The organism is Mesotoga infera, from assembly GCF_900157305.1.
GTDB lineage: Bacteria > Thermotogota > Thermotogae > Petrotogales > Kosmotogaceae > Mesotoga > Mesotoga infera.
In genome coordinates this window covers 1,956,217-1,980,090 of record NZ_LS974202.1, presented here as the reverse complement: position 1 = coordinate 1,980,090, position 23,874 = coordinate 1,956,217, and the positions used below count along the sequence as shown (strand labels likewise).

The window sequence follows — 23,874 nt, the reverse complement described above, 5'->3', positions numbered from 1 at the left end:
CCATCAATCGGGAATTACAAGTGTGCCTATCTTCTCGCCCATTATAGCATTCAAAAGATTTCCCTTCTTGAAGAAATCTATAACTATTACCGGTACAGCGTATCTCTGACAGATAGAAAAGGCTTCACGGTCCATAACTTCGATATTATTCTCGATGGCGCTGGCGAAGGTTATCCTGTCTATCTTTGCAGCATCGTCGTTTTTCTTCGGATCTTTATCGTAAACGCCATCGACTTTAGTACCTTTTATGATAACGTCCGAACCTATTTCGATCGCTCTGACGGCGGCCGCTGTGTCAGTCGTGAAAAAAGGGAGATAAGTACCTCCGCCGAATACAACGACCTCTCCGCTTTCCAGCGATTTCTCGATGCGATCGTACTTGTGATCGTCTAAAGAAGGCAACTTGACGATCGATGAAACGGCGACGGCCTTTACCCCTGCACCGCTGAGAACTTCTTTTAGGTAAACCGCGTTCATAACGGTTCCGAGCATTCCGAGCTCGTCGGCCCTCGAATTTCTCAAATTTCTCAGCTCCCTGCCTCTCACAATGTTTCCGGCACCTATAACTATCGCCAGCTGTGTACCAGTACGAATTACCGGAAGAATCTCTTCGAGTAGATAATCTACGGACGCTTCATCGAATCCCCTTCCGCCTTCGCCACTCAAAACTTCCCCGCTGAGTTTTAGAAGAACTCTTTTATACATATCCACCTCCAGAGATATAAAAAAGGTGAGCACCGCTCACCTTTAAAACTCAACTTTCGGATTCGCCTACCTGCCAGCGAACGAATTTCTTCACTTTGATGTTCTCGCCCGTTTTAGAGATCAGTTCGACGATAAGATCATTTATAGTTTTGCCGCTCTCGAAAACGTATTCCTGCTCTAGCAGGCAGTTCTCCTTGTAGAAGCTTTCGAGCTTGCTTTCTACTATCTTCTCAATTATGTGGGCCGGTTTACCACTCTCTTTTGCCTGTGCGGCGTAGATCTCCTTTTCCTTCTCTATCTTTTCCTGAGGAACTAGATCTCTGGAGACAAACCGTGCTCCCATTGCTGCCAGCTGCAGCGAGATTTTGTGAGCGAGTTCTTTGAATTCGTCGGTTCTCGCGACGAAATCTGTGACGCAGTCCAGTTCTAGAAGCACGCCGAGCTTGTTGTTGTGATGAATGTAAGAGTATATTATTCCCTCTCCGGTTTCTCTGCCTGAGACCTTGTCGGCCTTCAGAATCCCCTTCTTACGAAGGTAATCCTTTGCGAGCTCGAAATCGCCATTGGTTTCTACAAGAGCCTTCTTACAATCCATCATGCCGGCCTGGGTCGCGTCGCGGAGTTGCTTTACCATATCACTGGTAATTTCAGCCATTATTGTGTGTCCTCCTTAATTAAAATTCCATCGAAGATTATAACTCAGTTGAACGCGGTTTATTTTCTAAGATGTAAAGTCATTTACCCAGTTTTCTTTTGAACTCATCTTTTACGCAAGGTGGGACCCATTTCGAGATGTCACCGCCGAAAGATGCGATCTCCCTGACCATCGACGAAGAGATGAAAGAGTTTGAGGTCTCCGTCATCAGAAACAACGTCTCGAGATCAGACAACATTGACTTGTTTGCATGGGCCATTTGAAGTTCCATCTCGAAGTCCGAGACCGCTCTGAGTCCTCGAATCACAACATTTACATCGTTATCTCTGGCAAAGTCTACTAGAAGACCGCTGTGAGTGGTAATGGTCACGTTATGTATGTGAGAAACCGCGAGTCTGACCATCCGCATTCTTTCCTCGTGTGCAAAAAAATGTTTCTTGTTGAAGTTTTCCATCACCAACACAATCACTTCATCAAAGATCTTGCTCGACCTCTCGATCAGATCGATGTGTCCATAAGTTATTGGATCAAAAGAACCAGGATATACAGCCTTCATGAAAATCAGCGCTTCGCCCACTTCTCTTCAAGGGCAAAGCGTCATCCTCCTTTTAAAAAATCACTAGATATGTTCCTCGATCTCGAGCTTGTCCGGCGGGTTGTTCAGTATCCTGTCTCCGTATTTAAGGAGATCTTCAAGCGTCATTGAACCGATCTCACGCATCATGGCGTTATATAACCTGAACCAGACGTATTTAACCGTACAGTCCGGATCCTCGACACATTTTCCATCCTTCTGAAGGCATACGTAGGAGTTCATGGGCCTATCTAGTTTCAAGATTATATCCCTGATCAATATCTTGTCCGCCGGTTTCGCAAGGGAATAACCACCGTACCTGCCCCTGACAGCTTTAATTATCTCCGCTTGCCTGAGTTCTCCAAAAATCTTTTCGAGAAAGTCTCTCGGAATCTCGTTGTCGCTCACAATCTCAACCAGAGACATTTTATCTTTTCCGTTACGTGCCGATCTGGCCATCTTGTAAAGAGCTCTCAGTGCATAACTACTTTTGAGAGTGAAACCCATACTCTATACCTCCTCAGAACTCTCCTCATCGTTTGAAAGGAGAGCTTCCACGAACTCTGACGGCTTGAAGGGCTTGAGATCGTCTATCTTCTCGCCAACACCTATATATTTAACCGGTATTCCCAGTTCCTTCACGATGGCAAATATTATGCCACCCTTTGCCGTTCCGTCCAGTTTCGTGAGTACTATACCCGTGACATTCACCGCTTCCTTGAACTTAGCTGCTTGAATAAGACCGTTTTGACCCGTCGTAGCGTCTATTACAAGTAGAACTTCGTGTGGAGCTCCCTGAACCGCTTTCCCGATAACCCTGTGGACCTTCTTCAACTCTTCCATCAGGTTGCTTTTGGTATGAAGTCTCCCGGCCGTATCAATTATAACAACGTCTTTCCCTTTGCTTACTGCGTGGTTTATAGCGTCGAAAGCGACTGCCGCGGAGTCAGCGCCCTGACCCTGGCTTATGAAATCTACTCCCGATCTGTCGCTCCATACTCGAAGTTGCTCAACCGCCGCGGCTCTGAAAGTATCGCAGGCCGCTAGCACAACTCTCTTTCCCTGTTGAGAATAGAGTCCCGACAGTTTTCCAATCGTGGTGGTCTTTCCCGTTCCGTTCACGCCCACAACCGATATGACATAAGGCTTCCCGGTTTTCTGCTCGTAAGGGATATCGAGAATCTCCGTAAGCACGTCTTTTAGGACTTCCGTCGGATTTCTGCCTTTATGCGTTCTCTCTCTCAGGGCCGATATTACCTCTTGAGAAGTCTCAGAGCCCATATCGGAGAGTATCAGCAACTCCTCGATCTCTTCGAGCGTATTCTCGTCTAGCCTGTCGAAGGAAAGAAGTTTTTTGACGTTTTTGAAGAAACCGTCTCGGGTCTTTTTCAGCCCTTCCTTTATTCTGGAAAAGATTCCCATCATTCATCCTCCGGTTTCAATACGCTCTTCGGGTTGTATCTCGCGAAAAGCCTTTCCACCTCTTCAACGATCGGACCGTAACCATCATTAACGCTCACCATGACCGGTTTTTCTTCAGTCCTGGACTTGATTTCTACTATACCTTCGGCGAGTTTTTTGCCCAGGGTTACACGTACCGGTATTCCTATGAGGTCCGCATCTTTGAATTTCATTCCCGGTGAGGTTTCTCGATCGTCGAGAAGCACATCGTAACCCCATTTCTTAAGCAACTCATATATTTCGACCGATCTTTTCATTATCTCCTCGTCTTTGGTGTTTACCGCCGTAACGATGATATCGAAAGGCGCGGCCTCCAGAGGCCAGATCATCCCGTCTTTATCGTGCAACTGCTCCACGATCGCCCCTATGGTTCTCGACACGCCCCAGCCGTAACAACCCATCACATATGAAATTGCATTCCCTTGAGCATCGGTGACCGATCCCTCCATCTTGTCCGAATACTTAGTTCCCAGCTTGAATATGTGACCGACTTCGATACCCTTGGCCGATTTCAGAGATTTTCCGCATTTAGGGCAGGCATCGCCGGTCTTCACCATCTTGAGGTCCAGCCATTTCCCGATCTTGAAATCGCGTTCCGGCAAAATACCACGATAATGGAATCCTTCTTTCAAAGCTCCACCCACTGCGTTTTTCAAACCCTTTATCGACAGATCGGCCACGATTTCTATACCGTTGGGCAGACCGACCGGTCCTACAAAGCCGACAGGAACTTTAAGAAGCTCGAAAACCTGTTGGGGAGTCGCCATCGTGAGAGTCTGGTCGTTCATCGATGCTTTCAACTTCGATTCGTTGAGTTCTTCGTCTCCTCTGATTAAAACCATCACGTACCCGTTTCTTCCGCTGTATATAAGAGACTTTATAATTTCCCTGGAACTTACACCGAGAAAGGCAGTCACTTCTTCAACAGTTCGAGATTGAGGCGTAGAAACCAGCTCCAGCTCCGCAGGCAAACGATTCTGCACGATCGGTTTGAAAAGATATTCGGCCTTTTCGTCCGAAGCGGCGTAACCGCAATCGCAGTACAGAAGCGTGGATTCACCGTACTTGGCCAGAACGTTGAATTCATGGGATTCGTTGCCGCCGATAGCTCCAGAATCGGCTTCCACCACTAAATAGTCCAGTCCGAGCCTTTCGAGGATCTTGCTGTATGCAGAGTAGAATTTTTTGTAGGCCTCATCGAGAGATTCCCAACTGTCGTGAAAGCTGTAGGCGTCCTTCATGAGAAACTCGCGCGACCTCATTAGGCCGAATCTGGGTCTTATCTCGTCCCGGTATTTCATGGCAATTTGGTAGAGAGAAACCGGTAATTGCTTGTATGATTTGAGCTCATTGCGGAGAATGTGAGTGATTATCTCTTCATGAGTCGGACCGAGCGTGAAGAACCTCTCGTGTCGGTCCTGCAACTTCATCATCTCCGGACCGTAGTCGTCCCAGCGTCCCGTCTCGTGCCAGAGCTCCGCTGGCTGTATGATGGGCATCAATATCTCCTGCGAACCGATAGCGTTCATTTCCTGGCGAACAATCTCTTCAATCTTTTTCAAGACCCTAAAGCCAAGCGGTAGATATGTATAGACTCCCGCTGCAACCTTTCTTACGAACCCGCCTCTTATCAATAATTTGATACTAACAAGATCTGCATCGGATGGAGCTTCCTTAAGGGTCGGAGCGTAAAGCTGTGAGAACCTCATCGTAACTCTCCTCTCAATGAAAAACTAAATGGGACTAATTCGGTGTGATTATAGCACAGTTCCAGCACGCTGTCCGTCGTTTTGCTATAATAGAATATCGATTTTAGAGGGAGGGCCGGCATGAGTATTTCTGATCTCCAAGAAGAACTTAAAACTTACGTGGAAAACGTCAAAAAAGCTGCCCATTTCATTCAGAAAGAGGTACCCGCTAAGCCGAAGGTCGCCATAATACTGGGGAGCGGACTTGGAGACATCTCCAGAAGTCTCGAAAACTCCATCTCCATACCCTACGAGGATTTGCCGGGTTTTCCGGTTTCTACGGCTCCCGGTCATAAAGGTGAACTGACCTTTGGAAGAGTACTTCACCACGAAGTGATGCTTATGAACGGGCGTTTTCATTACTATGAAGGATACTCCATGAGAACCATAACTTTCCCCATCCGCGTAATGCAGGAACTCGGTGTGGAGGTTCTCATTATCACCAACGCTTCAGGAGGATTAAATCCCGACTTCGAAGTGGGAAGGGTGATGCTTGTCCGCGACATAATCAATTTCATGGGCGACAATCCGCTCATAGGACCAAACGTAGATGAATGGGGACCGAGGTTTCCTGATATGAGCGAACCTTTCGATCTGGAACTCCTCGAAAAGGCGAAAGTCGCTTCTAAAGAGCTCGGTATCGGTGTTTACGAAGGAGTTTATATCGGTGTAGCCGGACCGAATTTCGAAACTCCAGCCGAGCTGAGAATGATGAGGAGGTTCGGCGCCGATTCCGTCGGAATGTCGACGGTTCCCGAGGTCATCGTGGCCCGCCACGCCGGTATAAAAGTTATAGGTTTTGCGGCAATATCCGATCGCGCCGTACCCGACGATCTGAAGCCAATAACGGCCGAAGAGGTTCTTGAAATGGCAAAAAAGGCCGGAAGAGACATGAGTAAATTGATATTGAAGACTCTGGAAAAAATATAGGGGAGAAAACTCTCCCCGCTGGTGGGTGCGGTAGGGATTGAACCTACGGCCTCTTCCTCGTCAAGGAAGCGCTCTTCCACTGAGCTACGCACCCGGACAGGAGAGATTCTACCATTGTAACCATACAATTGTCAATACGTATATGAGGCTTGAAAACCCCAAATACAACACAATGGTTAACGCAGTTTTGAATTTCGAAGCTCGATAGATTATAATTGTTCTGCACACACTCATCTCTATTTGAAAGGGGGCAACACTAGTGAAGAAAATTCTACTGGTAACACTTGCTCTGTTAGTATCGCTCTTTGCGTTTGCAAGTGACCCAAACACGCTTGTGAATTTGACCATCGGTGAGCCGGAGACACTCGATGGAATGCACTCCTACGATACTGCCAGTGGAGAGGTCATAGAAACCTCTACGATAATCTGATTCAGTACAAAGGGCAGTCAGTTTCGGAATTCCTGCCCATGATTTCCACGGAAGTTCCGAGCTTCGATAACGGTCTTGTGGTTGAAGAAGATGGCGCTCTGAAGTACATATTCCCCATAAGAGAGGGCGTCAAGTTCCACAGTGGGAACATACTTACCCCGGCAGATGTAGAGTACTCCTTCGAGAGGTACATACTTGGCGATCCCGCCGGCAAGGCACACTGGGGATGGATAATCGAAGCTCTGACAAGCTCGGCCTTCTACACTGTCGAAGACTGGTTTGCCGATTATGCGGGAATGGCATATTCCGATGCGGTGAACGCAGACAGAAACCCAACCTCCGAGGAAGCTAAAGCCAAGCTTATCTCCTTCTACGAAGAGGTCATTGATCCGAGAATCGAAGTGGTTGACAACACTGTCGTCTTCACTCTCGACGGGCCTTTCGGTGCCTTCCTGAACATAGTGTGTCATTTCGGTTCCTGGGGAGCGATAGTCGATTCCAAGCTTGCCATGGAACGCGGTGACTGGGATGGAAAGGCAGACGGTTGGTGGAAGTGGCACGACCTGGAAGCTGATGAATACGCGTTCCACGACTTCGATGGCGGTTCCGGACCATATAAGCTGGTAGAGTGGGACAGGGCACAGCAGAAGGTCGTTCTCGAGAGATTCGACGATTACTGGGCAGGTCCAGCGGCCATAAAGAACATCGTAATTTGGGGTGTTGATGAATTTTCGACTAGAAAGTCCATATTCGAAGCAGGCGATGCCGATATCGCTTACTTTGATCCGGTCTATCTCGATCAGGCTCTTGCGCTGCAGGCACAGGGTAAGGCAGAAGTTACGACCGGTTATCCAGTTTCCTCTATAACCTCTCTCCACTTCAACTGGCTCATCGCAGAAGGTAGTGAATATCTTGGAAGTGGAAAGCTCGATGGAAATGGCATCCCCAGAGAATTCTTCTCCGATATCCATGTTAGAAAGGCTTTCGCTTACTGCTACGATGGCATCACATTCATCGATGAAGTTATAAATGGTCTCGGTAAGCTCGTCCCGACAGATCTTCCAGAAGGTTACCTCGGCTTCGACGAAACCCTGCCGCTGCCCGAATTCAACCTGGCCAAGGCGGCTGCCGAATTCAAGCAGGCCTGGGGTGGAGAAGTCTGGAACAAGGGTTTCAAACTCCAGATACTTTACAACACCGGTAACAATTCAAGACAGACTATCGCCGAAATGCTCTCCTACTTCGTGAGTTCTATCAACCCGAAATTCAAGGTTGAGCCGCTCGGTGTTCAGTGGCCGACGTACCTCTCGGCACAGAACAACGGATTCCTTCCGATGTTCATAATAGGCTGGGTAGCCGACTATCCGGACCCACACAACTTCATATCCACTTACTACGCTAGCTTTGGAACCTATGCAGGAAGACAGGGAAAGCTGTTCAGAGATTGGGCAAAAGAGAACGTTGACGATGAAATCATTGCCGCTATAAAGGCGACCGATCCTGCAGAAAGAGTGAAGCTTTACAGATCCGTTCAGGAGAAGGCCATAGAATATGCTCTCGGTGTTCCTCTATACATGCCTGTGGGACTCCATGTTGAATCTCCTAAGGTAGATGGCTGGTATCCGCAAACCGCAAGATCCGGTTACTACTACTACCACCTTTCCAAGAGCGAATAGAAAGGCTTGATAAGCTAGAGCCGGGTGTTCTTCTAACCCGGCTCTTTTTTTGATCAAAAAAATGCACTATAATAGTCTTATTATCTGTTTATTTTGTGTAAAGGGGTGATACTCAGGTGACAGCTTACATAATCAGAAGGCTTCTTTTGATGCCGCTCATACTGATCGGCGTTACTTTAATTATTTTTTCGATGATCTGGGCCCTCGGACCGGACAGACTTCTGGCTTCATATATAAAAAGCCCCGAAGCTCTCAAAACCCCAGATGCAGCGGAAAGATTGATCAAAAAATACGGATTGGATGAACCTATGCCGGTACAGTACCTAAAATGGCTGGGAAACATTCTCCAGGGTGATTTCGGGTACTCGATGGTGGGAAAGAAGGGGGTACTACCGGCCATGCTAGAACGTTTTCCTTATACTCTAGAACTAACCATATACGCGATAATTCCAGTTATTCTGGTGGCGATATGGCTTGGGGTTGTTTCGGCGGTTCATCAGAATAAATTCATAGACCAATTTATAAGAGTGTTCGCTCTAGTAGGGTGGTCGCTGCCAGACTTCGTCTTCGGTCTTTTGTTGCTCCTGGTATTCTATTCGTTGCTGGGCTGGTTCCCACCCGGAATGGTCAATACACAGTTCGACCTTATAATGCGCAGTGCTGAGTGGAATAAAATAACTTCCATGCCAACGATAGATGCCTTGCTGAATGGAAGGTTGGATATCTTTGTGGATGCACTGAGACATCTGATTCTACCGGTTATGACCCTGGCTTACCTCTGGTGGGCTTACCTCCTCAGAATAACGCGTTCAAGCATGCTCGAAGTTCTCAGGAAAGATTACATAAGAACCGCTAGGGCAAAGGGTGTGCCGGAGAATATTGTAATCCAGAAACATGCCAAAAAGAACGCGATGATTCCCGTTCTCACCGTTGCAGGTGGCTCAGTCATCGGATTGCTTGGTGGAACCGTCTTTGTTGAAACTATCTTCAGCAGGGTCGGCATGGGAAGGTTTCTGGCCGACGCAGCGACCCTTCTGGACTACTGGTCGATAATCGGCGGAGCGCTTTTCTTCTCCTTCATTATGGTGGTAGGCAATCTGGTAGTTGATGTGTCATACGCTCTCGTTGACCCGCGAATAAGGCTTGAGTGAGGAGGCAAAGTAGATGGCAGTCAAAAGAAAAAGCGAATTTCGGAAGATAATGAAGAAGTACTGGAAAAACGGTACCGCAGTCCTGGGTACCTGTCTCTTGATCTTCTTCATAATCGTCGCGGTCTTTGCTCCTCAGATAGCCGGCGTCAACGAGATGGGAAACAATTATCAGATCCCGAGAGTTTCGTGGTCTTCAAAACCCATAGCGCCAACTTCTGAACATCCGTTCGGCGTGATTGGTGGAAGGGACATCTTCTATGGCGTGGTCTGGGGAACCAGAACGGCCTTCAGGCTGGGTTTAATCATAACCGGTTTCTCTGCATTGATCGGTGTTGCGATCGGATCTATCTCCGCGTATTTCGGAGGGTGGGTCGATGAAATACTGATGAGAATAGTTGATATCTTCCTTTCGATCCCCTTCCTTGTCGCGGCGATGGTGATGACCACCATTCTCGGAAAAGGGCTGGACAAAGTGATAATAGCCCTAATCATATTCGGCTGGATGAGCACCGCCAGGCTGATTAGAGGAAACATACTCCAGGCAAGGGAAGAGCAGTACGTCCTGGCCGCAAAAGCACTGGGACAGAAGGACTGGAAGATTATCATGAAGCATATTCTTCCGAACACTATCTTCCCGGTTGTAGTACAGATGTCAATGAGAATAGGATCATATGTAATAACCGCGGCGGGATTGAGCTTCCTCGGAGTTGGCGCCGAACCGGGATACGCCGATTGGGGAACTATACTCTCTTACTCGCGTAACTGGATGACCATGCTCAACGAGTCCTGGTTCGCAATAGTTTTCCCGGGTACAGCAATGGTCCTTTTCGTTCTCGCCTGGAACCTCGTGGGTGATGCCCTCAGAGACATCTTCGACCCGAGAATGAGAAGCTGAGGAGGATTTTGACGTGGATAGCAAAAACGCACTTTTACAGGTGAAAGATCTAAGAACCTATTTTCATACAGAAGACGGGATAGTAAAAGCGGTGGACGGTGTGACTTTCGATGTTTACGCAGGCGAGACGCTCGGGATAGTCGGTGAATCCGGTTGCGGAAAGAGTGTGACTTCCCTTTCGGTAATGAGGCTTCTTGACGAAAAGGGCGAAATCGCCGGTGGGGAGATCATTTTCGAAGGCAAAAACGTAATGGCCATTCCAGAGTCGCAGATGATGAAGATAAGGGGGAACGACATGGCCATGATCTTCCAAGAACCCATGACTGCTCTCAACCCGGTCTTCACGATTGGCTTTCAGATAATGGAGGCTATTCTCCTTCACCAGGATGTCAACAAGGAACAGGCCAGAAAAATGGCGATAGATATGCTACGCAAAGTCGGTATTCCCGAACCGGAGAAAAGGGTTGACGAATACCCTCACGAACTTTCCGGAGGAATGAGACAGAGAGCCATGATAGCCATGGCGCTTTCCTGTAATCCGAAACTCCTGTTCGCGGATGAGCCCACCACAGCTCTGGATGTGACCATTCAGGCACAGATCCTCGAACTAATGAAGTCGCTTCAAGAACAGTATGGCATGGCTTTGGTGATGATCACGCATGATCTTGGAGTGATAGCGGAGATGGCCCAGAGAGTTGTAGTGATGTACGCCGGAAAAGTGGTGGAATACGCCGAAGTCCACACGCTCTTCAAGAAACCAAGGCATCCCTACACCTGGGGTTTAATGAACGCGATTCCCAAACTCGACGAGGATAGAGAGGTTCTCTACAACATACCCGGTGTCGTCCCCGATCCTCTGGATTTCCCGGATGGATGCAGGTTCAACACCAGATGTCCACTGGCGACCGACAAATGCAGAAAAGAAGAGCCACCCCTGGTAGAGGTAGATGAGAATCACACATCGGCCTGCTGGTACGTGGATAAACTCGTCGAAATGATCAAAGTATCGAGGGCAGGTGAGGGGGCATGAGCAAAATACCCGATAGCAAACTACTTTTAAGGGCCGATCGGCTGGTGAAACACTTCCCGGTAAGGGCCGGCGTTTTCAGAAGGGTAGTTGCCCAAGTCAAAGCCGTTGACAATATCAGTTTCGACGTGTACGAGAAAGAGACTCTAGGACTCGTTGGAGAATCCGGTTGCGGCAAGACTACGGCCGGTATGTCGGTTTTGAGGCTTTATGAGCCGACTTCAGGCAGAATAATCATGGAAGGGGAAGACACTACCTACTATTTCATGCCCACGCTGAAGGCCAAAAAATATATAAGAGACACATACATCGACCGATTCGTCGAGTTGAAAGGCAAGGGCGGATCGTCCGAAGCCGCAATTCAGTCGTTTCAAAACGATTTCGATAGAAAGATAGCCGAAAGATACTTCAAGGAGTTCAACGAAGACCGGAACGCCTTCATGAGAAGCATGCTTTCGAACCGTGAAGAGAAGAGAAAGGCTTTCAGAAGAAACGCCCAGATCATCTTCCAGGACCCTTTTTCTTCCCTTAATCCCAGAATGCGGATCAAGAACATCATCGGAGAGGGAGCCAGGATCCACGGGTTGGCCACCGGGAGCGACGTTCTAGATAAAGTTGCCGATATTATGACAAAAGTCGGTCTATCAAAGGATCATATGTCCAGATTCCCACACGAATTCAGCGGAGGGCAGAGACAGCGTATAGGAGTCGCCAGGGCTTTGATTCTCAATCCAAAACTCATAGTCTGCGACGAGGCCGTCTCGGCCCTTGACGTCTCTATTCAGGCCCAGATTCTCAATTTGCTGAACGATCTTCAGAAAGAATTCGGCCTGACCTATCTCTTCATCGCTCACGATCTGGGCGTTGTGAAACATATCAGCAAGAGGGTGGCCGTAATGTACCTGGGAAAGGTCGCCGAACTTTCCGACAAGAAAAAACTCTTTGACGATCCTCTCCATCCTTATACCGTCTCGCTGATGTCGGCCATTCCAGAGGCCAATCCGGAGAAGAAAAAGCAAAGGATCATACTCCAGGGCGACGTTCCCAGTCCGATCAATCCGCCTTCCGGTTGCAGGTTCCATCCACGCTGTCCAATAGCCAAAGAAGTCTGTTCCAGAGAGGAACCCCAGTTGCAGGATGTTGGAGGTGGGCATTTCGTCTCTTGCTTCTTCCCTGGACAGCTGAAAAGGTAGTAAACCGGTACGATAGAATAGATCTTTCAAAGCATTCCGCCGATTCCATTCACTATTGTCTGGAGTCCGGTGGAATGCTTTTTTATCACGGGTTGAAGGAAATCTAGCGGACTATCGTTTTCCAGTTTCAGGACGATCTTCGTCCTATAAGAACTCTTGATCTTCGAGAGAAGCGGGACTATGGGGCCGAAGAGTTCAAGATAGGCGTCTTTCGATTTTTCCAGCTCGGCCACTACTTTTTTACCAAGATCAAGGCTTTCTTCTTCGGAATCTCCGATGCATACGATCTCCACGATCTTTACGAAAGGCGGATAGCGAAGTTCTTTCCTGAGATCCAGCTCCTGTTGGAAGAAACTGTCGTAATCCCTCTCGAAGGCTTTGCTTATAACCCTGTTGCCGGGATTGAAACTCTGAATGAAGGCCCTTCCCTTACCGGCCCTACCGGAGCGACCGCTGACCTGTGCTATGTACTGAAAGGCGGTTTCAGGACTGTCGTAGCTGGGAAAGCTCATAAGGCGGTCGGCATCGATCACCAGAACCATCTCTACGTCGGGAAAATCGAGCCCTTTCGTGATCATTTTAGTTCCCACTATTATCTGGCTCTTTTTTTTAGAGATCTCCTGCAGCGCCTTTTCGTAGGCGAATGGATTATCGATGGTTTCGCGATCCATGCGCATTATGCTGGCTGACGGAAAGAACTTTTGAAGATCGTTTTCTACCCTCTCCGTGCCGAACCCCCGCGCCGAAAGCGTCATTGATCCACAGGACGGACAGGATCTCGGCACGTGTTGTCTGTATCCGCAGTAGTGACACTTCAGGGCATTGTCTATCTTGTGATAAGTCAGAGAGACGGAACAATGAGGACAGGTGACGGTTTGACCGCATGCATGGCAGACCACGTAATTGGAGAATCCTTTTCTGTGAACGAAAACGAAGACCTGTTTGCCCTGCGAAAGGGTATATTCTATCTCTTTGAGCGCCCTTGCGCTTATGATAGGATTTTTCTCTTCTTTCATATCGATGATCTCGATCGCAGGGAAGCTTCCAACCGGTCTGTTGCGGAGCTCCAAAAGATCCATTCTGCCAGTGCTCGCAGCGTAGAAGTGTGTAACTCTGGGCGTCGCCGAACCTAGAATAACCGGGATATCGAGTAACTTCCCTTTCTTCATCGCCACTTCTACACCATCGTAAAAAGGCACGCTCTGCTGATAAAAACTGGCGTCGTGTTCTTCGTCGATTATTATCAGGCCGGTTTTTTTCATGGGAACCCACAGCGAACTCCTTGTCCCGACCAGTATGTCCACATTTCCTTCGGTGGCGTCGAGCCAAATCCTCTGCCTCTGTCCGGCAGTCATGTAACTGTGGTACTGCCTGATGACTCTGCCTGGGAAAGCGCCCCTGACACGCGCCAGAAGCTGAGGGGTCAGCGAGACTTCCGGAACCATTAAGAGAACCTGCTTTCCCCTGTTCAGCCAGTATTCCATGATATTGAAGTACACCTCGGTCTTTCCCGTACCGGTAAGGCCGTAAAGAAGCGATACCCCGTTTTTCTTATTGAGCAGTGCTCTGGAGACCTTTTTCTGATCTTGAGTGAGATCGATTACCGATGGGATAACCCATTGAGAGTCGTCTTCCTCTACCTCCTCCACCGAGAGAACTCCCTTTCTGACGAGCGTCTCGATCGGGCTGCGACTGTTCAGTCCGAGTTTTTTCTCGAGAACGGAGATCTCTTCAGAACTGACGGAAAGAAGATAATCGACTATCGACTGCCAGACTGGATTGAGCTCTTCGCGCAGATCTATCAACCTTCTGTTCAAAGAGACTTTTTTGATCCTCCGCTTGCCCGAGACCTTTCGATCGAAACTGTGCATTATCTTCACGTCTCTTGACCCCAGAAGCTCCCGGAGTTTTTCGCTTCCAAACTTTTTCAGGAAGCTGTCTTTGCTCATCGGCAATTCGAGACCGACATCACCGGATATGGCCACCACGTAATCACTTACCTGAAGCAGTTTTCCCGGCGGGAAGAAGAGGTCGAAGACCTTTCCCGGTGGCGCAACGAACTCTTTCGAGGTGTACATGGCAAGCTCCAGATCGGATACACCCAGAAATGGTTCGAGATCTATCTTCTTCGTGATGTTCTTTATTTTATAAGGCCCTTTCTTCTCTTCAAGAGAAACGACGTAACCTATAGTGTTCCTGCCGGCGAAGTTGACCTCCACCCTTTCCCCAGGCGAGAGGGGTAAATCGCTGTTGTATGTATAGGTCTCGAAGAGGGGAGAATTGGATATCGCAACTTGAACTAACATCAGAAGTGACCCTTCTCGTATATAACCTGCGAAAGCATCTCGGAACCTCTCGAGCGCCATTCCGGAGACCTGTACAGAGAGGAGTAAAAATCACTGGCCTTAAAATCTCTCTCCAGCTGTTCTTCTAGTAGCTTCACATCTATTTCCATTTTCCTCTTGAGCGCCTGATCCACCACTTTTCTCCACAGCGATGCCGTCGTGATAATGGGAATGCTCACCATCTTTTTTACGCTTGACAGGTACTCTCTTCCCTTTTCGTTGAAAGCAAGAACACGTAGGTACTGCGGTCCAAGATCGTTGCTCTTTTCGATCAAATCTCCGGTGAATCCGAAGGCCGGATAATACATCAACCTCCTGATCCTTGAAAGCGTGAACCTTTTAGTCTTGACACAGTTGGTGAAGGCCGTCATGTCGGAACTCATAGAACACTCTCTGAATCTGGCATCAAGACCTTCCACGAAACCGTAGTATCGCCCATAATCGCTTCGCGATAAAAGCCGCAGGTATGGTATGAAGAAGCTCTCCGTATCCTCACGAAAGACGGGACCCTTACCGGTCCTTATCTCGCCAAGTATCGCGTCAAACGACTCCTGTGGAACTGCCTCCTTCACCGATTCTAGGTCGCCTTTTGAAAGAAGCCTTCTAATTGCCGTCGCCGAAGAGAATTCGCCTTTGTGGTTCTCGTCAGTATAGGCGGCGCCCGTCCTTTTTATCGCGTGGGGTCTTATCTTACTCCCTATCTCCTTCATCGCTCTTATGTACTCGACTCCAAGAATATTATTTGAAGAGCCTATCTCCTCTATCCTGAAAGACAGGTCGCTGTCTCTTCTGCCAATAAAATCCCTGATTGCGTATTTACGGGCATTCGGAAAAGAGTGGCCTTCCTTCAGATGAAAGCGCAAACTTCTGCGGTACTCGTCGGGTTCTTCTATCAGGATTTTCGAGACTTCGCTCATGAGAGAGAGATCTCCGGTCTCGCTACCAAATACCACATCGGTCACGCCGGCGTGGTCAAGAGAGCGAATCGAACCGGTCGCAAAACCGCCGGCATCTTGAAGCGCGTAAACCACTGGCAATTCCAGAACTAGATCCACTCCCAGTTTTAACGCCACCCTTGCACGGGAAAACTTCTCGATAACCGCCGGTTCGCCGCGCTGAACGAAGTTACCGCTCATGATCGCAACGGTATAATCCGGTTTCACCAGCTCCTTCGATTGCCGGAGGTGAAAGAGATGGCCATTATGAAATGGATTGTACTCAACCACGAGACCGAGAACCTTCATTCATTTTCCTCCAGTTGAAAGATCATTAAGAGACGTCCCTGGGGAGCGTGAATCCGTCCTTGGGGAACCTGAGGCTAGAGGTGAGAGGTGAGAGGTTGGAAGAGCAGAAAGGTCTTGCTTTTCTTACCTCTTACCCCTTCTCTCATACCTCTTATAAAACTCCAACTATCTCTCCGTACAACGGTCCGGCGGATACGCTATCAACCTTTATTTTCACGGGAGTTCCTATCATGCTAACATCGGCATGGTATATCACTATCTTATTGTTCATCGTCCGGCCGTAGATCTTCCCGTTCCCCTTTATCTTTCCCTCACCTATGACATCTATCACCATATTGAGGTACTTCTCATTTTCCTGCCTGTTTATACGTTTCTGCAGCGCCAATAGATCGTTAAGCCTTCTGATTTTTACCTCCTGGGGAATATCGTCAGGAAGTTTTCTGGCTGAAAGTGTCCCCTCTCTTGGAGAGTACATGGCCAGGTTTACCCTCTCGAACCTGACCTCGTTTATCAACGAGACCGTATCCTCGTAATCGGCCTCAGTTTCGCCCGGGAAACCAACTATAACATCCGTGCTCAGAGATGAATCGGGAACCCTATCCCTGACGCGTCTGATAAGATCCAGAAAATACTCCCTTGTATAGCCCCTGTTCATCGCCTTCAGTATCCTATTGCTCCCCGATTGAACCGGCAGATGAATCGAGCGAGAAATTCTCTCACAAGAGGCTATCACATCTATCAACTCGTCGCTGAAATCTCTAGGATAAGATGTGAGAAACCAGATTCTCTCTATTACTTCTACCTTCAAAGTCTCTCTCAACAGAGCCGCGAGCGAAGACCCATCCATGAGATCCTTCCCGTAGGAGTCAACGTTCTGACCGAGGAAGGTTATCTCCCTGTAGCCACTATCGGCCAGCTGTTTGACCTCGTTCAGGATGTCAGCCATCTTCCGGCTCTTTTCTCTCCCCCTGGTATAAGGGACTATACAATAGGAGCAAAATTTGTCGCAACCATATATGATTGTGACCCACGCGTGGTGTTTGCTGGTACGTACTCTTGGGCAATTCGCATCTAGCTCGTCAATATAATCGCCCATCTCTATGAGACGTTCTCCACCGGCGGCCCTGGACAGCAACTTGTCTATTCGCGAAATCGCCCTTGTCCCGAAAACGAAGTCGACCTCCCTGTGCGTCAGAAGCTCGGTCGAATTCTTTTCGGCGACACAGCCACAAACACCCACAATGAGTCTATCGTTTCTCTTCTTGAGAGCTTTGAGCTGACCGAGTTTTCCGTACAATTTGTCTTCCGATTTCTCCCGCACCGCACATGTGTTGACTATCACCGCATCGGCGACTTCTTCACTTTCGATAATCTCGTGTCCTGCACGACGGAGAATTCCCATCATCGCTTCCGTATCGCTTATGTTCATCTGACACCCGAAGGTTCTGAACGCTACTTTCAAAAAACCACCTCTAAACCGATATTCATACTCAGGTAAATTCTACATCATTGACCGAGTTCAGGAAACTGCATTATGTTACCATTCAACTGTGGAGTTCCAGAGTATCTTCAACAGCGAGTAGTCTAATAACTGCCGATTACTATAAAACCCGGAGGTGAAACATGTTTGCAAGAGCATACGAAACAGCCAGTTTCTTCACACGTCCAGTAGTAGTACTGAACCGAAGAGGCGATGGAAAAGTCAGCGCAACCTGTGGAACGTTCGTTATTTTGAACAGTAGAGGCTGGATGATTACAGTTGCCCATCTGTGGCAGTCCTACTTTCTCTTCAAAAAACAGCAGGCAAATCCAAACGAAACTCCCGAAGCTAAAAGAATAACTAACCACTCATTCTGGTGGGGGAAAGATGGGATAACTCTCAAGGATATAAGACCGTTCCCGGAATACGATCTTGTTGTCGGAAGACTTGAGCCATTCGAAGCCTCAGAGGTAAAGGAGTATCCGGAATTCGTCAAGGTCGAAGATATGAGAGTAGGTACCAGTCTCTGTCGTGTTGGCTATCCATTCTCCAGAATCAAAGCGACTTTCGACGACAAGCAGTCACGTTTTCTTATGGACTCGAAGAGCCTTCCATCTCTCTATCCAATTGAGGGTATATATACGAGGTCAGTATCCGCGCTGGCCTTTAAAGGAGCAAATAAAATTGCCAAGTTCATAGAGACTTCATCTCCCGGACTCCTTGGACAAAGTGGCGGTCCTATACTGGATGTAACAGGTCGGGTCTGGGCCGTTCAGAGTCGTACCGTTCATCTGCCACTAGGATTCAGTCCGAAGGCAAGAAAAGAGGGTAGAGAAGTAGAGGAAAACCAGTTTCTGAACGCTGGTTGGGGAGTTCACGTTGAAATGATTAAGGACGCAATAAGCACGGCTGAAATCACAAAATCGACTGCTTTCTGACAGTAGCCAATTGTAAATTTGTAGGGTAGTAGGATAGTATAAGATTACTTTATGGTAAAATTACGAACAATAGATAATCCGAATCTCAATCTCTTTCTTCAAGGAGTAGATTACTGTGAAGAAGATCTTATTTGTTTTGCTACTGAGCCTGGTTTTTCTCGCCATCATAACGACGCAAGGTTGTTTCCTTTTTAGGGTGATCAAGCTGGATATCGTAACGAAAAATATCTCCCTATCCATAGGTGAGTCCAAGACGATCCAGTTAACCGTGAAGCCCATCGATACAACGTTGAAATTCACGTCGAAAAATACATCGATTGCCACCGTCTCCGATTCCGGAACGGTTACAGGAATCTCCGCCGGTGAGACGGAGATCGAGATAGAAGCTTCCAAAGACAAATACAAGACTGTCACCAAAACCGTTAGCGTCACAGTGCTCGCACCATCGACATACACGGTAACTTTCAGCGTGAGCGATAACCAGGGAGCCGTACAGGGAGCCAACGTCGCCTTCAACGGAGAGAACAAGAGCACCGACGCCCAGGGGAAGGCCGTCTTCACCGAGGTTCTCGCGGGCAGTAAAGCATATACTGTGAGCAAAGAGGGTTACAACAACGCCAGCGGAAACATCAACGTCGATGGTGACGAGAACGTCGATATCACCCTCACGAAGAAGACATACACCATCGCCGCTACCGCCGGAGCGGGTGGGAGCATAGGCCCTTCCGGAGAAGTGGAAGTCAGTTATGGAGACAGTATCACTTTCAGCATACTTCCAGACGATAGTTACACTATAGAAGATGTAATTTCTGACGGAGTCACAATTGGACCGGTTGACAATTACACTTACACCAAAGTCACATCGGATCATACAATTCACGCGGCTTTCAGGCTCAAGACCTATACACTTACGACAAACACTGTAGGCCAGGGAACTGTAACGAAGAACCCGAGCAAACCTACGTATGATCATGGAGAGGAAGTAGAGCTTACCGCTACCCCTGATGAGGGCTGGAGCTTCGTTGGCTGGAGCGGAGACCTTAGTGGTACTGCAAATCCGGCAAACATAGCAATGGATTCAAATAAGACAGTAACAGCGACCTTCACAATAAAGAAGTACACGATAGCCGCATCGGCTAATCCTCCGGCCGGTGGAACAATAACTGGAGCCGGGAGCTACGACCACGGAGACACTGTGGACCTTGTGGCCGCTGCAAACGAAGGCTATGAATTTGTCAACTGGACAGAGAATGGGGTGCAGGTGAGCACGAACGCCGCTTACTCGTTCATGGCGACTGCGAACAGAACGCTCGTGGCCAACTTCAGACTTAAGACCTACACAATTACCGCGACGGCGGGAGCTGGAGGTAGTATAAATCCTTCGGGCGATGTCTCCGTAAATCATGGAGATGATCAGGAGTTTGCCATAACTCCCGGTGAGGGCTACAACGTTGAAGACGTACTGGTCGATGGGGAGTCTGTTGGACCGAGAACATCGTATACTTTCACCGGAGTCGCTGCTGATCACACGATCCACGCCAGCTTCTCACTTCTGCCCCCTCCAACATATACAGTGACCTTCAACGTGAGCGATAATCAGGGAGCAGTTCAGGGCGCGAGTGTTACATTCTACGGAGAGACAAAGGCCACAGACGTGCAGGGGAAGGCAGTGTTTACAGGAGTTCTGGCTGGTAACAGAGCATATACAGTGAGCAAGACAGGATACAACAACGCGACTGGCAACGTCAATGTCGACGGCGATGAGACAGTAAACGTGATACTCACAAAGAAGACCTACACGATCACCGCGACGGCGGGCGCGGGAGGCAATATAAATCCCGCGGGGAGTGTGCAGGTAGAACATGGATCGAACAGATTGTTCAACATAACCCCGAATACCGGATACGAGATAGAAGACGTAAAGGTAGATGGAGTCTCTATTGGGGCCGTTTCCACATACAACTTCACAAACGTCACGACTAACCACACCATTCACGCTACATTCCAACTTAAGAGTTATACAATAGTCGTTTCGGCAAATCCTCCTGCCGGAGGAAGTGTAAGCGGCGGAGGAAACTACACTCACGGAGATACTGTAAACCTTGTGGCCGCTGCAAACGAAGGCTATGAATTTGTCAACTGGACAGAGAATGGGGTGCAGGTGAGCACGAACGCCGCTTACTCGTTCACGGCGACCGCGAACAGGACACTCGTGGCCAACTTCAGACTTAAGACCTACACGATCACCGCAACGGCGGGCACGGGAGGAAGCATAAATCCCGCGGGGAGTGTGAACGTTACCCACGGCTCTAATCAGTCATTCACGATAACTCCGGACACCGGATATGACATAGAAGATGTGAAGGTAGACGGAGTTTCCATTGGAGCCGTATCCAGCTACACATTCAACAACGTGACTGCCAGTCATACTATCTCCGTCACATTCAAACTCAAGACCTATAGCCTAACGACAAACGTAATTGGTCAGGGGACTGTCACGAAGAATCCAGACAAAGCAACATATACTCATGGTGAAGTCGTTCAGCTCACAGCCAATCCTTCTGCCGGCTGGGCTTTCGACACCTGGAGCGGAGATTTGAGCGGCTCTGCAAACCCGGCCAATCTGACTATGAACGGAAACAAAACGGTGACTGCCGATTTCGTCAGAGTATATACGGTAACTTTCAATGTAAGCGATAACCAGGGAAAAGTTCAGGGCGCTAACGTCGCCTTCAACGGTGAGAACAAGAGCACCGACGCGCAGGGAAAGGCCGTCTTCACAAACGTTCAGTCAGGAACAAGATCATACACGATAAGCAAGACGGGATACAACAACGTGACTGATAACGTCAATGTCGATGGAGACAAGACGGTAGATATTATCCTGACAAAGAAGACCTATACAATAGCCGTTTCGGCCAATCCTGCAGCCGGAGGAACTGCTGCCGGTGGAGGGGTCTACACCCATGGAGATACTGTCAATCTTTCAGCCACCCCCAAAGAGGGATACAGGTTCGTCAACTGGACAGAGAATGGAGCACAGGTAAGTACTAACGCCAGTTATTCATTTACGGCTACAAAGAACAGAACGCTAGTTGCGAACTTCACTACTATAAGTAAAGGAACGATCCAGATAAACAACACCACGATGGATGGTTTTGGGCAGATAGACATATACGCCGAAGACTTCGAATTTGGTGTCACAGCGATTGAATACGTTTTGAGCTTTGATACAACAAAGCTGTCTGTGTTAGCCATGTCTAACGATGCCGGCCTTGGATGGCCGCTTGCGAACATGATAAGAAACACCGACGGAATAATCCATTTCATTGCAGGAGGTCAACCCGTGAACCTCGCGGGAAGAACCAAGATAGCAACGATTGTAGTATCCGAGATCTCATCTGGAAGTACAACCATCGGTTTTACTAGCTATGTATATAATGATTCTCCAGTAGAAACTGCGGTAGCCGATGACAGCCAGCCGCCTCAGGAAATAAGGAGTCCGAATATTACGCTGATTCCAGGCACGATAACCATAAACTGAATGGGGTGATCTGATTGAGAAAATTAGCCTATATCACCGTTATGTTGATCTTGCTGATTGCACTTACGGCCTGTCCACCGATAAACAAAAAGCCCAGTGCTTCAGATGTAAGGATCACGGGAGATACAGTTACAGGGCAGAAAGTAAAGGGAGAATACACTTTTCTGGATCCCGAGCAGGAGCCTGAAGGAGCATCCGAGTACAAATGGTATCGTTCAGACAAAGCCGACGGCACTGGTCTTGAGTCGATTCCCTCAGCCACTAAACACGAGTATTTGCTCACTTCGCAAGATGTCGGTAAATTCATGTATTTCGAAGTTATACCGGTAGATATAAAGGGAAAGGCCGGCGACCCTGTGAAGAGCGCGGCTTCCACCATAGTTGTTGCAGGGCCCTCCTTCGAAATAATCGATACCACTCTGAACAGGAACAGTCTTGGAAGCTTTGTTGTGAAAGCCAATAACCTCGGTGAGATAAATGCCTTTGAAGTTGTACTGGAGTTCGATACGGAGTATCTTACATGTCCCGGTATAGTCCAGTCCCTTGTCGGTGGACTTATGATAATCAAGCAGCCTTCCGAAAGTGTTATTCACGTGGCCGTGGCCGGACTGAAAGATCTCGATGTTCAGAATACGGAGCTGCTGAGAGTATTTGTCAATGTACTCGACAAAGCCGGCAATACGGAGATACTCTTCTCGGAATATGTTAGCGAAGGAAATGTTAAATTCAGTACCGGTGTGATTCCCGAGATCAGTGGACTCGATCTGTCTGATACCGGGATAATCACAATCCAGTAGGGGGGTCTGAGATGAAAAGAATGACATACATCGTGTTTATATCTATTGTTGTCACAATGCTTATGGCTTCATGTGTCGGACACTTTCCGAGGTTCGATCAAAGCGGCCGGTATATACTCCAGAGACTTCCAGACGGAGCCGAGCTTTATGTAAGAGAAGGAATAGATGCAATAGAGATAACTCTGGTTGGGGAAGGTCTCAAAATTGAAGATCTATCTCCTCTTCAGGGAGTCTTGATAATAACACGCAGCAACCATTCGGATCTGACCGTAGCCATTTCCGGCTTCAGGAATGTTGATTTCTCCAGGCCAGTACTTCTGATCTCTTCGGAACACGCGGCCGGCATGGCTATCTCGAAGTGTGACACAATCGTTTTGAATCGTATCTCCAACTCTTACTGGAAGCAGAACAGCGTGGATCCAGAACTGATCGGCGATTATAACGGAGACGGCTACATAACACTGTCCGATTTTGCTTCATTCGCTCCCGCGTACGGTTTCTCGGAAGGTTCGCAAGAGTACGATGAGAAATTCGATGTTGGTGCATCTGAGAAACAGTACTCGGGAATCTGGCAGAAAATCTTTTCAGTTCCCGGAGCTCCTGACGGATCGATAACCCTTGCGGATTTTGCGGTCTTCGCCAACAACTACGGCTTCGCAAATCCTTATCTCGGGACCTGGAATTTCACGGGAACCATAGACTATGAAAGCTCGACATATGGATATGTTAAGGCGACAGGAACAGGAACGCTAGAAATTAACCAGCAGAACTGGGAGATGTCCGGTCCGGTAGAGATCACCGCCAGCTCAACCTACACAGATGAAGACGGGAACGTCAAATTCGAAGAATTCAGTATTGAGATTGATTCGGTGGATATCGTGTTTATCTCCACTGAGATGACAATCACCGGGTCTATGGCAAATCCCGTAAATGGTACTAAGTACGATATACTGATGAAAGGTAAACTCCGTGTAGAAGGCAACGCTATCTTCCCCGAATCATCAGGTACAGGTGAAGGCTACGGCATATTCCTTATCAATCCGGTAAGAAAAATAGGTGAATGGACGGCCCACAAATAAAA

The 23,874-nt window shown here is 48.3% G+C and carries 18 protein-coding genes, 1 tRNA gene and 1 pseudogene; 10 read left to right on the top strand and 10 right to left on the bottom strand.

The genetic code is table 11. The annotated features are described in order from the left end of the window. Positions 1-3: 3 nt before the first annotated feature. The 6 genes from pyrH to MESINF_RS08935 form a co-directional block, all read right to left on the bottom strand. Positions 4-705, bottom strand: coding sequence for a UMP kinase (pyrH, locus tag MESINF_RS08960; RefSeq protein WP_169699500.1), 702 nt, complete (start codon positions 703-705; stop codon positions 4-6). Positions 706-754: 49 nt separating this feature from the next. Then, positions 755-1,360 (bottom strand): translation elongation factor Ts, encoded by a 606-nt coding sequence (tsf, locus tag MESINF_RS08955; protein WP_169699499.1) that lies wholly within the window; start codon positions 1,358-1,360, stop codon positions 755-757. A gap of 79 nt (positions 1,361-1,439) precedes the next feature. After that, positions 1,440-1,916 (bottom strand): pantetheine-phosphate adenylyltransferase, encoded by a 477-nt coding sequence (gene coaD / locus MESINF_RS08950; protein WP_169700985.1) that lies wholly within the window; start codon positions 1,914-1,916, stop codon positions 1,440-1,442. A 63-nt stretch (positions 1,917-1,979) separates the two neighbouring features. After that, complete coding sequence (locus MESINF_RS08945; protein ID WP_169699498.1) at positions 1,980-2,441, bottom strand: RrF2 family transcriptional regulator; 462 nt, start codon at positions 2,439-2,441, stop codon at positions 1,980-1,982. 3 nt (positions 2,442-2,444) lie between these two features. Continuing rightward, entirely contained in the window at positions 2,445-3,356 is a 912-nt protein-coding gene (gene ftsY, locus MESINF_RS08940) for a signal recognition particle-docking protein FtsY (protein WP_169700983.1), read from the bottom strand. Next, positions 3,356-5,104, bottom strand: coding sequence for a proline--tRNA ligase (locus MESINF_RS08935; protein WP_169699497.1), 1,749 nt, complete (start codon positions 5,102-5,104; stop codon positions 3,356-3,358). Before MESINF_RS08935 ends, ftsY begins: the two co-directional genes overlap by 1 nt. A 120-nt stretch (positions 5,105-5,224) precedes the next feature. Between MESINF_RS08935 and MESINF_RS08930 the strand changes: the two genes are divergently transcribed. Continuing rightward, on the top strand, positions 5,225-6,073 hold the full coding sequence (locus MESINF_RS08930) for a purine-nucleoside phosphorylase (protein ID WP_169699496.1): 849 nt from the start codon (positions 5,225-5,227) through the stop codon (positions 6,071-6,073). A 19-nt stretch (positions 6,074-6,092) separates the two neighbouring features. Here the strand turns inward: MESINF_RS08930 and MESINF_RS08925 are convergent. After that, a tRNA-Val gene (locus MESINF_RS08925) sits at positions 6,093-6,167 on the bottom strand. 165 nt (positions 6,168-6,332) lie between these two features. Between MESINF_RS08925 and MESINF_RS08920 the strand changes: the two are divergent. The 5 genes and pseudogenes from MESINF_RS08920 (at position 6,333) to MESINF_RS08900 (ending at position 12,445) form a co-directional block, all read left to right on the top strand. Next, positions 6,333-8,179, top strand: a pseudogene (locus tag MESINF_RS08920) (ABC transporter substrate-binding protein). 116 nt (positions 8,180-8,295) lie between these two features. Beyond that, on the top strand, positions 8,296-9,330 hold the full coding sequence (locus MESINF_RS08915) for an ABC transporter permease (protein WP_169699495.1): 1,035 nt from the start codon (positions 8,296-8,298) through the stop codon (positions 9,328-9,330). A 13-nt stretch (positions 9,331-9,343) separates the two neighbouring features. Further along, the gene (locus MESINF_RS08910) at positions 9,344-10,225 is read left to right on the top strand and encodes an ABC transporter permease (RefSeq protein ID WP_169699494.1); all 882 of its coding nucleotides are present in this window, start codon (positions 9,344-9,346) and stop codon (positions 10,223-10,225) included. Between the two features lie 13 nt (positions 10,226-10,238). Continuing rightward, positions 10,239-11,255: an ABC transporter ATP-binding protein gene (locus MESINF_RS08905; RefSeq protein ID WP_169699493.1), complete on the top strand. Its 1,017-nt coding sequence runs from the start codon at positions 10,239-10,241 to the stop codon at positions 11,253-11,255. Continuing rightward, positions 11,252-12,445 carry an ABC transporter ATP-binding protein gene (locus MESINF_RS08900; RefSeq protein WP_169699492.1) on the top strand — a complete coding sequence of 398 codons (1,194 nt, stop codon included), beginning with the start codon at positions 11,252-11,254 and terminating at the stop codon, positions 12,443-12,445. The genes MESINF_RS08905 and MESINF_RS08900 overlap by 4 nt, the downstream gene beginning before the upstream one ends. 26 nt (positions 12,446-12,471) lie before the next feature. Here MESINF_RS08900 and priA read toward each other — a convergent pair whose 3' ends face one another. From priA to miaB, 3 genes are all read right to left on the bottom strand, one after another. Continuing rightward, positions 12,472-14,751, bottom strand: a complete 2,280-nt coding sequence (gene priA, locus MESINF_RS08895) for a replication restart helicase PriA (protein WP_169699491.1) — start codon at positions 14,749-14,751, stop codon at positions 12,472-12,474. Beyond that, positions 14,751-16,034, bottom strand: coding sequence for a nucleotidyltransferase (locus MESINF_RS08890; protein WP_169699490.1), 1,284 nt, complete (start codon positions 16,032-16,034; stop codon positions 14,751-14,753). The genes priA and MESINF_RS08890 overlap by 1 nt, the downstream gene beginning before the upstream one ends. A gap of 151 nt (positions 16,035-16,185) precedes the next feature. After that, positions 16,186-17,496 carry a tRNA (N6-isopentenyl adenosine(37)-C2)-methylthiotransferase MiaB gene (miaB, locus tag MESINF_RS08885; protein ID WP_169699489.1) on the bottom strand — a complete coding sequence of 437 codons (1,311 nt, stop codon included), beginning with the start codon at positions 17,494-17,496 and terminating at the stop codon, positions 16,186-16,188. Between the two features lie 161 nt (positions 17,497-17,657). Between miaB and MESINF_RS08880 the strand changes: the two genes are divergently transcribed. The 4 genes from MESINF_RS08880 to MESINF_RS08865 all read left to right on the top strand — a co-directional run bounded on the left by MESINF_RS08880 (position 17,658) and on the right by MESINF_RS08865 (position 23,872). Beyond that, complete coding sequence (locus MESINF_RS08880; RefSeq protein WP_169699488.1) at positions 17,658-18,452, top strand: serine protease family protein; 795 nt, start codon at positions 17,658-17,660, stop codon at positions 18,450-18,452. 115 nt (positions 18,453-18,567) lie between these two features. Then, complete coding sequence (locus MESINF_RS08875) at positions 18,568-21,996, top strand: InlB B-repeat-containing protein (RefSeq protein ID WP_169699487.1); 3,429 nt, start codon at positions 18,568-18,570, stop codon at positions 21,994-21,996. Between the two features lie 14 nt (positions 21,997-22,010). Continuing rightward, positions 22,011-22,793: a hypothetical protein gene (locus tag MESINF_RS08870; protein WP_169699486.1), complete on the top strand. Its 783-nt coding sequence runs from the start codon at positions 22,011-22,013 to the stop codon at positions 22,791-22,793. 11 nt (positions 22,794-22,804) lie between these two features. After that, positions 22,805-23,872 carry a hypothetical protein gene (locus MESINF_RS08865; protein WP_169699485.1) on the top strand — a complete coding sequence of 356 codons (1,068 nt, stop codon included), beginning with the start codon at positions 22,805-22,807 and terminating at the stop codon, positions 23,870-23,872. The last annotated feature ends 2 nt before the right edge of the window (positions 23,873-23,874 follow it).

Coding starts and splice junctions, on each gene's coding strand:
- pyrH (WP_169699500.1), bottom strand. CDS start 705: ATGTATAAAAGAGTTCTTCTAAAACTCAGCGGGGAAGTTTTGAGTGGC.
- tsf (WP_169699499.1), bottom strand. CDS start 1,360: ATGGCTGAAATTACCAGTGATATGGTAAAGCAACTCCGCGACGCGACC.
- coaD (WP_169700985.1), bottom strand. CDS start 1,916: ATGAAGGCTGTATATCCTGGTTCTTTTGATCCAATAACTTATGGACAC.
- MESINF_RS08945 (WP_169699498.1), bottom strand. CDS start 2,441: ATGGGTTTCACTCTCAAAAGTAGTTATGCACTGAGAGCTCTTTACAAG.
- ftsY (WP_169700983.1), bottom strand. CDS start 3,356: ATGGGAATCTTTTCCAGAATAAAGGAAGGGCTGAAAAAGACCCGAGAC.
- MESINF_RS08935 (WP_169699497.1), bottom strand. CDS start 5,104: ATGAGGTTCTCACAGCTTTACGCTCCGACCCTTAAGGAAGCTCCATCC.
- MESINF_RS08930 (WP_169699496.1), top strand. CDS start 5,225: ATGAGTATTTCTGATCTCCAAGAAGAACTTAAAACTTACGTGGAAAAC.
- MESINF_RS08910 (WP_169699494.1), top strand. CDS start 9,344: ATGGCAGTCAAAAGAAAAAGCGAATTTCGGAAGATAATGAAGAAGTAC.
- MESINF_RS08900 (WP_169699492.1), top strand. CDS start 11,252: ATGAGCAAAATACCCGATAGCAAACTACTTTTAAGGGCCGATCGGCTG.
- priA (WP_169699491.1), bottom strand. CDS start 14,751: ATGTTAGTTCAAGTTGCGATATCCAATTCTCCCCTCTTCGAGACCTAT.
- MESINF_RS08890 (WP_169699490.1), bottom strand. CDS start 16,034: ATGAAGGTTCTCGGTCTCGTGGTTGAGTACAATCCATTTCATAATGGC.
- MESINF_RS08880 (WP_169699488.1), top strand. CDS start 17,658: ATGTTTGCAAGAGCATACGAAACAGCCAGTTTCTTCACACGTCCAGTA.
- MESINF_RS08865 (WP_169699485.1), top strand. CDS start 22,805: ATGAAAAGAATGACATACATCGTGTTTATATCTATTGTTGTCACAATG.